General features: G+C 48.6%; 2 protein-coding genes, 3 tRNA genes and 6 rRNA genes. 10 read left to right on the top strand and 1 reads right to left on the bottom strand.

The genetic code is table 11. From position 1 onward, the window contains the following. Positions 1-283 precede the first annotated feature (283 nt). The 9 genes from A8140_RS14210 (at position 284) to A8140_RS14170 (ending at position 10,858) form a co-directional block, all read left to right on the top strand. A 16S ribosomal RNA gene (locus tag A8140_RS14210) occupies positions 284-1,836 on the top strand. A 273-nt stretch (positions 1,837-2,109) separates the two neighbouring features. Continuing rightward, positions 2,110-4,999, top strand: a 23S ribosomal RNA gene (locus A8140_RS14205). Between the two features lie 94 nt (positions 5,000-5,093). Continuing rightward, a 5S ribosomal RNA gene (gene rrf, locus A8140_RS14200) occupies positions 5,094-5,210 on the top strand. Positions 5,211-5,526: 316 nt separating this feature from the next. Then, positions 5,527-7,079, top strand: a 16S ribosomal RNA gene (locus A8140_RS14195). A 65-nt stretch (positions 7,080-7,144) separates the two neighbouring features. After that, a tRNA-Ile gene (locus tag A8140_RS14190) sits at positions 7,145-7,221 on the top strand. A 43-nt stretch (positions 7,222-7,264) separates the two neighbouring features. Continuing rightward, positions 7,265-7,340 (top strand) — tRNA-Ala (locus tag A8140_RS14185). 279 nt (positions 7,341-7,619) lie between these two features. Then, positions 7,620-10,508: ribosomal RNA gene (locus tag A8140_RS14180) — 23S ribosomal RNA — on the top strand. Positions 10,509-10,633: 125 nt separating this feature from the next. Next, positions 10,634-10,750, top strand: a 5S ribosomal RNA gene (rrf, locus tag A8140_RS14175). Together the 16S, 23S and 5S rRNA genes with 3 tRNA genes alongside form the textbook arrangement of a ribosomal RNA operon. Before the next feature lie 31 nt (positions 10,751-10,781). Continuing rightward, positions 10,782-10,858: transfer RNA gene (locus tag A8140_RS14170), tRNA-Asp, on the top strand. Positions 10,859-11,718: 860 nt separating this feature from the next. Here the strand turns inward: A8140_RS14170 and A8140_RS14165 are convergent. Then, positions 11,719-13,044, bottom strand: a complete 1,326-nt coding sequence (locus A8140_RS14165) for a cation:proton antiporter (protein WP_005535934.1) — start codon at positions 13,042-13,044, stop codon at positions 11,719-11,721. Positions 13,045-13,233: 189 nt separating this feature from the next. On the opposite strand from A8140_RS14165, the gene metH reads away from it, so the two are divergent. Then, positions 13,234-16,914, top strand: a complete 3,681-nt coding sequence (gene metH / locus A8140_RS14160) for a methionine synthase (protein ID WP_005535932.1) — start codon at positions 13,234-13,236, stop codon at positions 16,912-16,914. Positions 16,915-16,959 lie beyond the last annotated feature (45 nt).

The raw sequence follows: 16,959 nt of genomic DNA, 5'->3' as shown, positions 1-16,959 counted from the left end.
TTTAAAAAGTAAAATAAATGTCAAAAAGTGTTTGACACAGAAAATTATCTCGCTAGAATGGCCGCCTCTTCCGAAGTGATGTGAATCGCAAAGAAGAGTAGCTCTTTAAAAATAAGAACCTATCAATCTGTGTGGGCACTCGTTGATGATAATCCAATTAGATACCTCGGTATCAAATTAGGTTTCAATGAAACGAAGTGACCATTGAATCTAAAGATTCAGCACAGTCAATTCAAACATTACTTTATGTAATGTTCAGTATTCATTGAGCCGACAAAATCTTAAATTGAAGAGTTTGATCATGGCTCAGATTGAACGCTGGCGGCAGGCCTAACACATGCAAGTCGAGCGGAAACGAGTTATCTGAACCTTCGGGGAACGATAACGGCGTCGAGCGGCGGACGGGTGAGTAATGCCTAGGAAATTGCCCTGATGTGGGGGATAACCATTGGAAACGATGGCTAATACCGCATAACGCCTACGGGCCAAAGAGGGGGACCTTCGGGCCTCTCGCGTCAGGATATGCCTAGGTGGGATTAGCTAGTTGGTGAGGTAAGGGCTCACCAAGGCGACGATCCCTAGCTGGTCTGAGAGGATGATCAGCCACACTGGAACTGAGACACGGTCCAGACTCCTACGGGAGGCAGCAGTGGGGAATATTGCACAATGGGCGCAAGCCTGATGCAGCCATGCCGCGTGTGTGAAGAAGGCCTTCGGGTTGTAAAGCACTTTCAGTCGTGAGGAAGGTAGTGCAGTTAATAGCTGCATTATTTGACGTTAGCGACAGAAGAAGCACCGGCTAACTCCGTGCCAGCAGCCGCGGTAATACGGAGGGTGCGAGCGTTAATCGGAATTACTGGGCGTAAAGCGCATGCAGGTGGTTTGTTAAGTCAGATGTGAAAGCCCGGGGCTCAACCTCGGAATTGCATTTGAAACTGGCAGACTAGAGTACTGTAGAGGGGGGTAGAATTTCAGGTGTAGCGGTGAAATGCGTAGAGATCTGAAGGAATACCGGTGGCGAAGGCGGCCCCCTGGACAGATACTGACACTCAGATGCGAAAGCGTGGGGAGCAAACAGGATTAGATACCCTGGTAGTCCACGCCGTAAACGATGTCTACTTGGAGGTTGTGGCCTTGAGCCGTGGCTTTCGGAGCTAACGCGTTAAGTAGACCGCCTGGGGAGTACGGTCGCAAGATTAAAACTCAAATGAATTGACGGGGGCCCGCACAAGCGGTGGAGCATGTGGTTTAATTCGATGCAACGCGAAGAACCTTACCTACTCTTGACATCCAGAGAACTTTCCAGAGATGGATTGGTGCCTTCGGGAACTCTGAGACAGGTGCTGCATGGCTGTCGTCAGCTCGTGTTGTGAAATGTTGGGTTAAGTCCCGCAACGAGCGCAACCCTTATCCTTGTTTGCCAGCGAGTAATGTCGGGAACTCCAGGGAGACTGCCGGTGATAAACCGGAGGAAGGTGGGGACGACGTCAAGTCATCATGGCCCTTACGAGTAGGGCTACACACGTGCTACAATGGCGCATACAGAGGGCAGCCAACTTGCGAGAGTGAGCGAATCCCAAAAAGTGCGTCGTAGTCCGGATCGGAGTCTGCAACTCGACTCCGTGAAGTCGGAATCGCTAGTAATCGTGGATCAGAATGCCACGGTGAATACGTTCCCGGGCCTTGTACACACCGCCCGTCACACCATGGGAGTGGGCTGCAAAAGAAGTAGGTAGTTTAACCTTCGGGAGGACGCTTACCACTTTGTGGTTCATGACTGGGGTGAAGTCGTAACAAGGTAGCGCTAGGGGAACCTGGCGCTGGATCACCTCCTTATACGATGATTACTCACGATGAGTGTCCACACAGATTGATAGTTCACAAGCGAAAGCTTGTAGCTAACATAGCTCTTTAACAATTTGGAAAGCTGACAAAACAATCTTTAAGATTGTTTGTAAAGTTCTCAAAGTATTCTTAATTGAATACTCCAAACAACACATTCAAGTGTTCTTGGAATTTGAGTCCGGCAAAATCGAGTCTGCATCATGTATAAAAATTGCAGACAACTTTGGTGATTTGACTTCAACTCGAAACTCCTTCGGGTTGTATGGTTAAGTGACTAAGCGTACACGGTGGATGCCTTGGCAGTCAGAGGCGATGAAGGACGTATTAACTTGCGATAAGCCCAGATTAGGTAGTAAAAACCATTTGAGTCTGGGATTTCCGAATGGGGAAACCCACTAGCATAAGCTAGTATCGCTGCGTGAATACATAGCGCAGCGAGGCGAACCGGGGGAACTGAAACATCTAAGTACCCCGAGGAAAAGAAATCAACCGAGATTCCGAAAGTAGCGGCGAGCGAAATTGGACTAGCCCTTAAGCTTTTTATGCGTCAGGTGAAACTTCTGGAAAGTTGTGCGATACAGGGTGATAGCCCCGTAACCGGCAACGCATTTAAAGTGAAATCGAGTAGGGCGGGACACGTGATATCCTGTCTGAATATGGGGGGACCATCCTCCAAGGCTAAATACTACTGACTGACCGATAGTGAACCAGTACCGTGAGGGAAAGGCGAAAAGAACCCCTGTGAGGGGAGTGAAATAGAACCTGAAACCGTGTACGTACAAGCAGTAGGAGCACCTTCGTGGTGTGACTGCGTACCTTTTGTATAATGGGTCAGCGACTTATATTCAGTGGCAAGGTTAACCATCTAGGGGAGCCGTAGGGAAACCGAGTCTTAACTGGGCGTTCAGTCTCTGGATATAGACCCGAAACCAGGTGATCTAGCCATGGGCAGGTTGAAGGTTGAGTAACATCAACTGGAGGACCGAACCGACTAATGTTGAAAAATTAGCGGATGACTTGTGGCTAGGGGTGAAAGGCCAATCAAACCTGGAGATAGCTGGTTCTCCCCGAAAGCTATTTAGGTAGCGCCTCGGACGAATACTACTGGGGGTAGAGCACTGTTAAGGCTAGGGGGTCATCCCGACTTACCAACCCTTTGCAAACTCCGAATACCAGTAAGTACTATCCGGGAGACACACGGCGGGTGCTAACGTCCGTCGTGGAGAGGGAAACAACCCAGACCGCCAGCTAAGGTCCCAAATTACTACTAAGTGGGAAACGATGTGGGAAGGCTCAGACAGCCAGGATGTTGGCTTAGAAGCAGCCATCATTTAAAGAAAGCGTAATAGCTCACTGGTCGAGTCGGCCTGCGCGGAAGATGTAACGGGGCTAAGTAGTAAACCGAAGCTGCGGCAATGCACTTTAGTGCATTGGGTAGGGGAGCGTTCTGTAAGCGGTTGAAGGTGTGTGGTAACGCATGCTGGACGTATCAGAAGTGCGAATGCTGACATGAGTAACGATAAAGGGGGTGAAAAACCTCCTCGCCGGAAGACCAAGGGTTCCTGTCCAACGTTAATCGGGGCAGGGTAAGTCGACCCCTAAGGCGAGGCCGAAAGGCGTAGTCGATGGGAAACGGGTTAATATTCCCGTACTTCTTACAATTGCGATGGGGGGACGGAGAAGGCTAGGTGGGCCTGGCGACGGTTGTCCAGGTTCAAGTGCGTAGGCTGAGAGATTAGGTAAATCCGGTTTCTCTTAAGGCTGAGACACGACGTCGAGCTACTACGGTAGTGAAGTCATTGATGCCATGCTTCCAGGAAAAGCCTCTAAGCTTCAGATTGTAAGGAATCGTACCCCAAACCGACACAGGTGGTCGGGTAGAGAATACCAAGGCGCTTGAGAGAACTCGGGTGAAGGAACTAGGCAAAATGGTACCGTAACTTCGGGAGAAGGTACGCTCTCGACGGTGAAGTCCCTTGCGGATGGAGCTATTGAGAGTCGCAGATACCAGGTGGCTGCAACTGTTTATTAAAAACACAGCACTGTGCAAAATCGTAAGATGACGTATACGGTGTGACGCCTGCCCGGTGCCGGAAGGTTAATTGATGGGGTTAGACTTCGGTCGAAGCTCTTGATCGAAGCCCCGGTAAACGGCGGCCGTAACTATAACGGTCCTAAGGTAGCGAAATTCCTTGTCGGGTAAGTTCCGACCTGCACGAATGGCGTAATGATGGCCACGCTGTCTCCACCCGAGACTCAGTGAAATTGAAATCGCTGTGAAGATGCAGTGTACCCGCGGCTAGACGGAAAGACCCCGTGAACCTTTACTACAGCTTGGCACTGAACATTGACCCTACATGTGTAGGATAGGTGGGAGGCTTTGAAACTAGTACGCCAGTATTAGTGGAGCCGTCCTTGAAATACCACCCTTGTAGTGTTGATGTTCTAACGTCGACCCCTTATCGGGGTTGCGGACAGTGCCTGGTGGGTAGTTTGACTGGGGCGGTCTCCTCCCAAAGCGTAACGGAGGAGCACGAAGGTGGGCTAATCACGGTTGGACATCGTGAGGTTAGTGCAATGGCATAAGCCCGCTTGACTGCGAGAATGACAATTCGAGCAGGTGCGAAAGCAGGTCATAGTGATCCGGTGGTTCTGAATGGAAGGGCCATCGCTCAACGGATAAAAGGTACTCCGGGGATAACAGGCTGATACCGCCCAAGAGTTCATATCGACGGCGGTGTTTGGCACCTCGATGTCGGCTCATCACATCCTGGGGCTGAAGTCGGTCCCAAGGGTATGGCTGTTCGCCATTTAAAGTGGTACGCGAGCTGGGTTTAGAACGTCGTGAGACAGTTCGGTCCCTATCTGCCGTGGGCGTTGGAAGATTGAAGGGGGCTGCTCCTAGTACGAGAGGACCGGAGTGGACGAACCTCTGGTGTTCGGGTTGTGTCGCCAGACGCATTGCCCGGTAGCTAAGTTCGGAATCGATAACCGCTGAAAGCATCTAAGCGGGAAGCGAGCCCTGAGATGAGTCTTCCCTGATACTTTAAGTATCCTAAAGGGTTGTTCGAGACTAGAACGTTGATAGGCAGGGTGTGTAAGCGTTGTGAGGCGTTGAGCTAACCTGTACTAATTGCCCGTGAGGCTTAACCATACAACACCCAAGGGGTTTTGATGGACTCAAAGCAAGAACGAATTGAATGTGTATAAATAGAACTTAAAATCAGCTTTCCGAATTAAAGAATTTGCTTGGCGACCATAGCGATTTGGACCCACCTGACTTCCATTCCGAACTCAGAAGTGAAACGAATTAGCGCCGATGGTAGTGTGGGGCTTCCCCATGTGAGAGTAGGACATCGCCAGGCTTTATTTCCCACTTGCTTATTTAATAAGCAAGTCACCATAAAGTTCTAAATTATTTTAGAGTTTTATGTTGACTTTCAAAGTGGAAAGCGTATTATACGCACCTCGCTTAAGTGCTAAGGCACTGAAAGCCAAGCTCTTTAACAATATAGACCTATCAATCTGTGTGGGCACTCGTTGATGATAATCCAATTAGATACTTCGGTATCAAATTAGGTTTCAATGAAACGAAGTGACCATTGAATCAAAAGATTCAGCACAGTCAATTCAAACATTACTTTATGTAATGTTCAGTATTCATTGAGCCGACAAAATCTTAAATTGAAGAGTTTGATCATGGCTCAGATTGAACGCTGGCGGCAGGCCTAACACATGCAAGTCGAGCGGAAACGAGTTATCTGAACCTTCGGGGAACGATAACGGCGTCGAGCGGCGGACGGGTGAGTAATGCCTAGGAAATTGCCCTGATGTGGGGGATAACCATTGGAAACGATGGCTAATACCGCATAACGCCTACGGGCCAAAGAGGGGGACCTTCGGGCCTCTCGCGTCGGGATATGCCTAGGTGGGATTAGCTAGTTGGTGAGGTAAGGGCTCACCAAGGCGACGATCCCTAGCTGGTCTGAGAGGATGATCAGCCACACTGGAACTGAGACACGGTCCAGACTCCTACGGGAGGCAGCAGTGGGGAATATTGCACAATGGGCGCAAGCCTGATGCAGCCATGCCGCGTGTGTGAAGAAGGCCTTCGGGTTGTAAAGCACTTTCAGTCGTGAGGAAGGTAGTGAAGTTAATAGCTGCATTATTTGACGTTAGCGACAGAAGAAGCACCGGCTAACTCCGTGCCAGCAGCCGCGGTAATACGGAGGGTGCGAGCGTTAATCGGAATTACTGGGCGTAAAGCGCATGCAGGTGGTTTGTTAAGTCAGATGTGAAAGCCCGGGGCTCAACCTCGGAATTGCATTTGAAACTGGCAGACTAGAGTACTGTAGAGGGGGGTAGAATTTCAGGTGTAGCGGTGAAATGCGTAGAGATCTGAAGGAATACCGGTGGCGAAGGCGGCCCCCTGGACAGATACTGACACTCAGATGCGAAAGCGTGGGGAGCAAACAGGATTAGATACCCTGGTAGTCCACGCCGTAAACGATGTCTACTTGGAGGTTGTGGCCTTGAGCCGTGGCTTTCGGAGCTAACGCGTTAAGTAGACCGCCTGGGGAGTACGGTCGCAAGATTAAAACTCAAATGAATTGACGGGGGCCCGCACAAGCGGTGGAGCATGTGGTTTAATTCGATGCAACGCGAAGAACCTTACCTACTCTTGACATCCAGAGAACTTTCCAGAGATGGATTGGTGCCTTCGGGAACTCTGAGACAGGTGCTGCATGGCTGTCGTCAGCTCGTGTTGTGAAATGTTGGGTTAAGTCCCGCAACGAGCGCAACCCTTATCCTTGTTTGCCAGCGAGTAATGTCGGGAACTCCAGGGAGACTGCCGGTGATAAACCGGAGGAAGGTGGGGACGACGTCAAGTCATCATGGCCCTTACGAGTAGGGCTACACACGTGCTACAATGGCGCATACAGAGGGCAGCCAACTTGCGAGAGTGAGCGAATCCCAAAAAGTGCGTCGTAGTCCGGATTGGAGTCTGCAACTCGACTCCATGAAGTCGGAATCGCTAGTAATCGTGGATCAGAATGCCACGGTGAATACGTTCCCGGGCCTTGTACACACCGCCCGTCACACCATGGGAGTGGGCTGCAAAAGAAGTAGGTAGTTTAACCTTCGGGAGGACGCTTACCACTTTGTGGTTCATGACTGGGGTGAAGTCGTAACAAGGTAGCGCTAGGGGAACCTGGCGCTGGATCACCTCCTTATACGATGATTACTCACGATGAGTGTCCACACAGATTGATACGGTTTATACGAAAGAGACGATACTGGGTCTGTAGCTCAGGTGGTTAGAGCGTTCGCCTGATAAGCGAGAGGTCGGTGGTTCGAGTCCACTCAGACCCACCAATTCCCTTCCCAAGGAATTGGCATACAGTATCGACACCTTGATGGGGCTATAGCTCAGCTGGGAGAGCGCCTGCCTTGCACGCAGGAGGTCAGCAGTTCGATCCTGCTTAGCTCCACCATCTTTAAGCGCACTTTCTTTGCTATAGAAAGTAGAGTGCTTTTAAAAATGGTTTCATTAAGAAATCTAGCTCTTTAACAATTTGGAAAGCTGACAAATCAACAATTTATTGTTGATTGTAAAGTTCTCAATGTTTGTCTTTATGACAAACACCAATACAACACATTCAAGTGTTCTTGGAATTTGAGTCCGGCAAAATCGAAAGCTATCTCGCTCATTCAAATAATGAGATAGCAACTTTGGTTGTTTAACTTCAATTCGAAACTCCTTCGGGTTGTATGGTTAAGTGACTAAGCGTACACGGTGGATGCCTTGGCAGTCAGAGGCGATGAAGGACGTATTAACTTGCGATAAGCCCAGATTAGGTAGTAAAAACCATTTGAGTCTGGGATTTCCGAATGGGGAAACCCACTAGCATAAGCTAGTATCGCTGCGTGAATACATAGCGCAGCGAGGCGAACCGGGGGAACTGAAACATCTAAGTACCCCGAGGAAAAGAAATCAACCGAGATTCCGAAAGTAGCGGCGAGCGAAATTGGACTAGCCCTTAAGCTTTTTATGCGTCAGGTGAAACTTCTGGAAAGTTGTGCGATACAGGGTGATAGCCCCGTAACCGGCAACGCATTTAAAGTGAAATCGAGTAGGGCGGGACACGTGATATCCTGTCTGAATATGGGGGGACCATCCTCCAAGGCTAAATACTACTGACTGACCGATAGTGAACCAGTACCGTGAGGGAAAGGCGAAAAGAACCCCTGTGAGGGGAGTGAAATAGAACCTGAAACCGTGTACGTACAAGCAGTAGGAGCACCTTCGTGGTGTGACTGCGTACCTTTTGTATAATGGGTCAGCGACTTATATTCAGTGGCAAGGTTAACCATCTAGGGGAGCCGTAGGGAAACCGAGTCTTAACTGGGCGTTCAGTCTCTGGATATAGACCCGAAACCAGGTGATCTAGCCATGGGCAGGTTGAAGGTTGAGTAACATCAACTGGAGGACCGAACCGACTAATGTTGAAAAATTAGCGGATGACTTGTGGCTAGGGGTGAAAGGCCAATCAAACCTGGAGATAGCTGGTTCTCCCCGAAAGCTATTTAGGTAGCGCCTCGGACGAATACTACTGGGGGTAGAGCACTGTTAAGGCTAGGGGGTCATCCCGACTTACCAACCCTTTGCAAACTCCGAATACCAGTAAGTACTATCCGGGAGACACACGGCGGGTGCTAACGTCCGTCGTGGAGAGGGAAACAACCCAGACCGCCAGCTAAGGTCCCAAATTACTACTAAGTGGGAAACGATGTGGGAAGGCTCAGACAGCCAGGATGTTGGCTTAGAAGCAGCCATCATTTAAAGAAAGCGTAATAGCTCACTGGTCGAGTCGGCCTGCGCGGAAGATGTAACGGGGCTAAGTAGTAAACCGAAGCTGCGGCAATGCACTTTGTGCATTGGGTAGGGGAGCGTTCTGTAAGCGGTTGAAGGTGTGTGGTAACGCATGCTGGACGTATCAGAAGTGCGAATGCTGACATGAGTAACGATAAAGGGGGTGAAAAACCTCCTCGCCGGAAGACCAAGGGTTCCTGTCCAACGTTAATCGGGGCAGGGTAAGTCGACCCCTAAGGCGAGGCCGAAAGGCGTAGTCGATGGGAAACGGGTTAATATTCCCGTACTTCTTACAATTGCGATGGGGGGACGGAGAAGGCTAGGTGGGCCTGGCGACGGTTGTCCAGGTTCAAGTGTGTAGGCTGAAGAGTTAGGTAAATCCGGCTCTTCTTAAGGCTGAGACACGACGTCGAGCTACTACGGTAGTGAAGTCATTGATGCCATGCTTCCAGGAAAAGCCTCTAAGCTTCAGATTGTAAGGAATCGTACCCCAAACCGACACAGGTGGTCGGGTAGAGAATACCAAGGCGCTTGAGAGAACTCGGGTGAAGGAACTAGGCAAAATGGTACCGTAACTTCGGGAGAAGGTACGCTCTCGACGGTGAAGTCCCTCGCGGATGGAGCTATTGAGAGTCGCAGATACCAGGTGGCTGCAACTGTTTATTAAAAACACAGCACTGTGCAAAATCGTAAGATGACGTATACGGTGTGACGCCTGCCCGGTGCCGGAAGGTTAATTGATGGGGTTAGACTTCGGTCGAAGCTCTTGATCGAAGCCCCGGTAAACGGCGGCCGTAACTATAACGGTCCTAAGGTAGCGAAATTCCTTGTCGGGTAAGTTCCGACCTGCACGAATGGCGTAATGATGGCCACGCTGTCTCCACCCGAGACTCAGTGAAATTGAAATCGCTGTGAAGATGCAGTGTACCCGCGGCTAGACGGAAAGACCCCGTGAACCTTTACTACAGCTTGGCACTGAACATTGACCCTACATGTGTAGGATAGGTGGGAGGCTTTGAAACTAGTACGCCAGTATTAGTGGAGCCGTCCTTGAAATACCACCCTTGTAGTGTTGATGTTCTAACGTCGACCCCTTATCGGGGTTGCGGACAGTGCCTGGTGGGTAGTTTGACTGGGGCGGTCTCCTCCCAAAGCGTAACGGAGGAGCACGAAGGTGGGCTAATCACGGTTGGACATCGTGAGGTTAGTGCAATGGCATAAGCCCGCTTGACTGCGAGAATGACAATTCGAGCAGGTGCGAAAGCAGGTCATAGTGATCCGGTGGTTCTGAATGGAAGGGCCATCGCTCAACGGATAAAAGGTACTCCGGGGATAACAGGCTGATACCGCCCAAGAGTTCATATCGACGGCGGTGTTTGGCACCTCGATGTCGGCTCATCACATCCTGGGGCTGAAGTCGGTCCCAAGGGTATGGCTGTTCGCCATTTAAAGTGGTACGCGAGCTGGGTTTAGAACGTCGTGAGACAGTTCGGTCCCTATCTGCCGTGGGCGTTGGAAGATTGAAGGGGGCTGCTCCTAGTACGAGAGGACCGGAGTGGACGAACCTCTGGTGTTCGGGTTGTGTCGCCAGACGCATTGCCCGGTAGCTAAGTTCGGAATCGATAACCGCTGAAAGCATCTAAGCGGGAAGCGAGCCCTGAGATGAGTCTTCCCTGATACTTTAAGTATCCTAAAGGGTTGTTCGAGACTAGAACGTTGATAGGCAGGGTGTGTAAGCGTTGTGAGGCGTTGAGCTAACCTGTACTAATTGCCCGTGAGGCTTAACCATACAACACCCAAGGGGTTTTGATGGACTCAAAGCAAGAACGAATTGAATGTGTAAGAACTGAAACAGCTTTCCAAATTTTTTGCCTTCAGTTTTTAGAAAAAGCTGAAAGTAAAAGCAAGAATTTGCTTGGCGACCATAGCGATTTGGACCCACCTGATTTCCATTCCGAACTCAGAAGTGAAACGAATTAGCGCCGATGGTAGTGTGGGGCTTCCCCATGTGAGAGTAGGACATCGCCAGGCTTTAAATTTAGACTTTATGTCTAACCAGTGCGGAGCGGTAGTTCAGTTGGTTAGAATACCGGCCTGTCACGCCGGGGGTCGCGGGTTCGAGTCCCGTCCGCTCCGCCAATTATTCAGACAAAGCCCTAGCAGAAATGCTAGGGCTTTTTCGTTTGCGCTATTATTTTGGTCTACGACCAACGAGTCCCGGTTGCCCGCAACCCCGGCCGTCAGCCACTTATTACAGACCTCAGCATTTCTGCTGAGGTCTTTTCGTATTTGCGATTGGTCTATGACCAATGAGTCCCGCTCGTGTACGAGTCCAATTGAGTGTAAGCCCAGCCGCTCCGCCTCTTATTTAGAACCCCAGTCTTCGAACTGTTTTCATCGTTTCTAGAGCAGAATGAGCTCCCTTTTAGGGAGTAGATCTCCAAAGAGTTTCCTCTTAGTCAATCGTTTCTTCAGGCGTTCCCGATTTAGACTCTCTTACTTAGGAAAATACTAAGAGACGATGTTTTGTATCTATGGGCTTGTTAATTCTCTAATAAAGTTTAGCTAGCATGTAATCGAAGTGGATATTGATGCTCAGACTTATCAGCTAATTTAGAACGTCTTATCTTTATCTAGTAAAGATTTTGATGTTTGAGTAGATGAACTCTATAGCTCTCGCCTAGTCGTCTTCACTTATTTCTGCTGAGTTGGCTTTAGCCTGAAGACTCCTATCTTCCGTAATTCATTCTCAGCTCAGTCTCCGAGTTGTTTTTATTATATGGAGAGGAGGTACTTCTTCTTTTCAATTTGGTAAGTTACTAGCGACTCTGCTCTTAGTGTTACATTGGTCTATGTGCATGAGTATGGATTAAGAACCGCTGCGTGAAGTTACTTAAGGTAGGTTGGCATCTGTGTATTGTTTTTGTTGTAGGCACCTTAGACTTTAGGCACAAAAAAGGCAGCCAAATGGCTGCCTAGTTTGATCATTATAAAAGTACTTATTCTTGAGAAGCTTTTGCTTCTTGTGGCTCAACTGAGCCTTCTGCTTCCATTTCTTTCTCTGCTTGTTTTGCCTTCTCAATCATTGGTGTAATAGTTGAGCCTTGAATAAGGATTGAGAACACTACCACAGAGTAAGTCATGACCATAATGATCTCTTTTACATCAATCAGTTTCTCTGGGATAACCAAGATGCCGGAAGGGATTGATAGTGCCATTGCTAATGCAAGACCACCACGCAGACCACCCCAAGTAAGGATCTTCACTGACCATGGGTTGTACTTTCTGTAGCGCTTAAAGCCAATATAAGAGATGAATACACTGAGATAGCGAGCAGTGAGCACCAGTGGTACTGAAATAGCCATCATAATCCAGTCTTCTTTGTGGAATTCGAACAGTAGCATCGACATACCGATCAGTAGGAACAAGACGCCATTTAGGAATTCATCAACTAGCTCCCAGAAGTGGTCCAGATGATCTTCACTCTCTTTCGAGAAGCCAATAAAGCGCGTCCAGTTACCAATCATGATACCCGACACCACCATTGCTAGCGGTCCCGATACGTGAAGATATTCTGCCAATGCGTAACCAGCGGTAGGAACACCAATAGTAAGCAGTAGTTCCATTGAGTGGTCATCAGTTGCGCTGATTAGGTAGTGGAAAATCAAACCCAATACGAAGCCGTAAACAATGCCTCCGATAGCTTCTTGAATAAACAGATGTGTAACGCTGCCTACTGTTGGTGCTTCGGTACCGAACGCGATGGTGAAGAGTGTCACGAAGATCACGAGGCCAAATCCGTCGTTAAACAGAGATTCACCTTCTATCTGTGTCGAGATACGTCTTGGGGCATTAAGCTTTTTGACAATGGCGAGAACTGCAATCGGGTCGGTAGGAGAGATAAGCGCACCGAAGAGTAAGCAGTAAACAAGATCGAATTGAATACCGATAACTTGGCAGAAGCCGTAAAGCACAAAACCAATGAAGAAGGTTGAGAAGAGGGTTGCGCCTAAAGCGAGTACAGTGATTTCCCACTTTTGGTCTTTGAGGTTAGGAAGCTTGATCCCCAAGCCACCGGCAAAAAGTAGGAATCCAAGGATGCCTTTGAGAAGAAAGTCTTCAAAATTAATGCTGGTCACAGTTTCGGTTGCTATCTCGGTGAGATGAAACCAATCATTTTGGCCTGCGATTAGAATGAGGAGTGAAAGAATCATCGAACCGGCAGTGATTGCGATGGTGGTTTGCATCTTTCCTATCTTACTGTTTACAAAGGCAATAACCATTGCGGCTGCAGATAGAAAACATAAAGTATGATAGACCGACATAGAGCTCTCTATTTGTAACATTTTATGAATCGAATTCTCGGACGATGTTGACTAAATAGCAAACATTTTTTCGAGATTATTTTGTCACTCGACGGAAGCAAAATAATCAGTAATTCGCATTTTAGACGTCTAGACTCCTTTAATTTGTGTGATAGGATGGAGAGATAACTAAAGGAATGAGGCTGTACTGTGGGAAGTAATGTAAGACAACAGATTGAAGCTCAACTAAAGCAACGTATCTTGCTGATTGATGGTGGTATGGGCACCATGATTCAGGGATACAAACTTGAAGAGCAAGACTATCGAGGAGAGCGCTTTGCGGATTGGCATTGTGATCTAAAAGGCAACAACGATTTGTTGGTGCTCACTCAGCCTCAATTGATTAAGGAAATTCACAGCGCTTACTTAGAAGCTGGCGCTGATATTCTTGAGACCAACACCTTTAACGCGACGACGATCGCGATGGCTGACTATGAGATGGAAAGCCTGAGTGAGGAAATCAACTATGCCGCTGCAAAGCTTGCTCGTGAAGCCGCTGATGAGTGGACGGCAAAAACGCCAGAGCGCCCACGTTATGTCGCGGGTGTGCTTGGTCCAACAAACCGTACTTGTTCTATCTCCCCTGATGTAAACGATCCGGGCTATCGTAATGTCAGCTTCGATGAGCTTGTTGAAGCTTATTCAGAATCCACTCGAGCGCTGATAAAAGGTGGTTCTGATCTTATTCTGATCGAGACCATCTTCGATACGCTTAACGCTAAAGCTTGTGCCTTCGCGGTTGATAGTGTTTTCGAAGAACTAAGTATCGAGTTACCGGTGATGATCTCCGGTACCATTACCGATGCTTCTGGACGTACGCTTTCTGGTCAAACAACGGAAGCTTTCTATAACTCTCTTCGTCATGTTAACCCGATTTCATTTGGTTTGAACTGTGCACTTGGCCCTGACGAACTACGCCCATACGTAGAAGAGCTTTCTCGTATTTCGGAATCTTTTGTTTCTACTCACCCAAATGCGGGTCTACCGAATGCGTTTGGTGAGTATGACCTTTCACCTGAAGATATGGCGGAACACGTTAAAGAGTGGGCGGAGAGTGGTTTCCTCAACCTAATTGGTGGTTGTTGTGGTACCACGCCAGAGCATATTCGCCATATGGCAATGGCAGTTGAAGGTGTAAAACCTCGTGATCTGCCTGAGCTTACGGTTGCGTGTCGTTTATCCGGTCTTGAGCCTCTTACGATTGAAAAAGAGACGTTGTTTATCAACGTGGGTGAGCGCACTAACGTAACTGGTTCTGCTCGATTTAAGCGTCTGATCAAAGAAGAGCTTTACGATGAAGCGCTGGAAGTTGCTCGTCAGCAAGTTGAGAACGGCGCTCAGATCATCGACATCAACATGGATGAAGGCATGTTGGATGCAGAAGCCTGTATGGTTCGTTTCCTAAACCTATGTGCCTCTGAGCCTGAGATCTCCAAAGTGCCTATCATGGTCGATTCTTCTAAATGGGAGGTTATCGAGGCGGGTCTGAAGTGTATTCAGGGCAAGGGCATCGTGAACTCCATCTCTTTGAAAGAAGGTAAAGAGAAGTTTGTTGAGCAAGCAAAACTGATTCGTCGCTATGGTGCTGCAGTTATCGTTATGGCGTTTGATGAAGTTGGTCAGGCAGAAACACGTGAGCGTAAGTTAGAAATCTGTACTAACGCTTATCGTATCTTGGTTGATGAAGTCGGCTTCCCACCAGAAGATATCATCTTTGACCCGAACATCTTCGCGGTTGCGACGGGCATCGAAGAGCACAACAACTACGCCGTGGATTTCATCGAAGCGGTTGCCGACATTAAGCGCGACTTGCCTCACGCGATGATCTCCGGTGGCGTTTCTAACGTTTCCTTCTCATTCCGTGGTAATAACTACGTCCGTGAAGCGATTCACGCGGTATTCCTATACCACTGTTTTAAAAATGGTATGGACATGGGCATTGTGAACGCGGGTCAGTTAGAAATTTACGATAACGTTCCTGATAAGCTGCGTGAGGCGGTAGAAGACGTGGTTCTTAACCGTCGTCATGATTCGACCGAGCGACTACTTGATATCGCGGCAGAATACGCCGGAAAGGGTGTCGGCAAAGAAGAAGATGCTTCTGCATTAGAGTGGCGTACTTGGTCGGTAGAAAAACGTCTAGAGCATGCGCTGGTTAAAGGCATTACGGAGTTCATCGTTGAAGATACCGAAGAAGCTCGCCTTAATGCCTCTAAGCCACTTGAAGTCATTGAAGGTCCATTGATGGACGGCATGAACGTGGTGGGTGACTTATTTGGTGAAGGTAAGATGTTCCTTCCTCAGGTAGTGAAATCTGCGCGTGTTATGAAGCAAGCTGTGGCGCACTTAGAGCCTTTTATTAATCAAGAGAAGCAAGCGGGTTCTTCCAACGGTAAGATCTTACTGGCTACGGTTAAAGGTGACGTACACGATATCGGTAAGAACATTGTTGGTGTGGTACTGCAATGTAATAACTATGAGATCATCGATCTTGGCGTAATGGTGCCATGTGAGAAGATCCTCAAGGTAGCCAAAGAGGAAAACGTCGACATCATTGGTCTTTCTGGCTTGATCACACCGTCCCTCGATGAAATGGTTCATGTCGCGAAAGAAATGGAACGTCTTGATTTCGATCTTCCACTTCTGATTGGTGGTGCAACAACATCCAAAGCGCATACGGCGGTGAAGATTGAGCAGAACTACAAGAATCCAGTGGTATACGTCAATAACGCTTCTCGTGCGGTTGGTGTATGCACATCATTACTTTCAGACGAACTTCGTCCTGGCTTTGTTGAGAAGCTGGACGTGGACTATGAACGCGTGCGTGATCAGCATAACCGCAAGAAGCCGCGCACCAAGCCTGTTACTTTAGAAGAAGCACGAGCGAACAAAGTCGCGATTGATTGGGATAAGTATACGCCTCCTGCTCCTGTGAAGCCGGGTATCCATATTTTTTATGACTTTGAAGTGTCTACTTTGCGTAAGTACATCGACTGGACGCCTTTCTTTATGACTTGGTCGTTAGTCGGCAAGTATCCAACAATCTTTGACCATGAAGAAGTGGGTGAAGAGGCTCAACGCCTGTACAAAGATGCTAACGAACTACTAGATCGTGTTGAGCGTGAAGGGTTACTCAAAGCGCGCGGCATGTGTGGCCTGTTCCCTGCAGCAAGCGTGGGTGATGATATCGAAGTCTACACCGACGAATCGCGTACAGAAGTGGCGAAAGTGCTGCATAACTTGCGCCAGCAGACGGAGAAACCAAAAGGCTTCAACTACTGCCTGTCGGATTATGTTGCCCCGAAAGAGTCTGGTAAGCTCGATTGGGTTGGTGCTTTTGCTGTAACCGGCGGTATCGGTGAACGCGAACTTGCTGACGAATACAAAGCGCAAGGTGATGATTACAATGCCATCATGATCCAAGCGGTAGCGGACCGTCTGGCGGAAGCATTTGCTGAGTATCTACATGAGCGTGTGCGTAAAGATATTTGGGGTTACGCTACAGATGAAGCTCTGTCGAATGAAGAACTGATTCGTGAGAAATACCAAGGCATTCGTCCAGCTCCGGGCTATCCTGCCTGTCCAGAGCATACTGAAAAAGGACCACTTTGGGACCTGATGAATGTTGAAGAAAATATCGGTATGTCACTGACATCGAGCTATGCGATGTTCCCAGGTGCTTCCGTATCGGGCTGGTACTTCTCGCATCCTGACTCTCGTTACTTTGCGATCGCTCAGATCCAAGAGGATCAGTTGCAAAGTTATGCTGATCGTAAAGGCTGGGATAGGATCGAAGCGGAGAAATGGTTAGGTCCCAACATTAACGGTTAATCAAACCATATAGAAACTAAAAGGGCTGCCATGTGCAGCCCTTGT

The sequence above is a fragment of the Vibrio campbellii CAIM 519 = NBRC 15631 = ATCC 25920 genome (genome assembly GCF_002163755.1).
GTDB classification, from domain to species: domain Bacteria; phylum Pseudomonadota; class Gammaproteobacteria; order Enterobacterales; family Vibrionaceae; genus Vibrio; species Vibrio campbellii.
Note: the sequence above shows the minus strand (reverse complement) of the source record. Positions and strands in the feature narration are given on the sequence as shown.

What these genes read in the sequence shown, in the direction of transcription:
- A8140_RS14165 (WP_005535934.1), bottom strand. Translation starts at nt 13,044, where the DNA reads ATGTCGGTCTATCATACTTTATGTTTTCTATCTGCAGCCGCAATGGTT.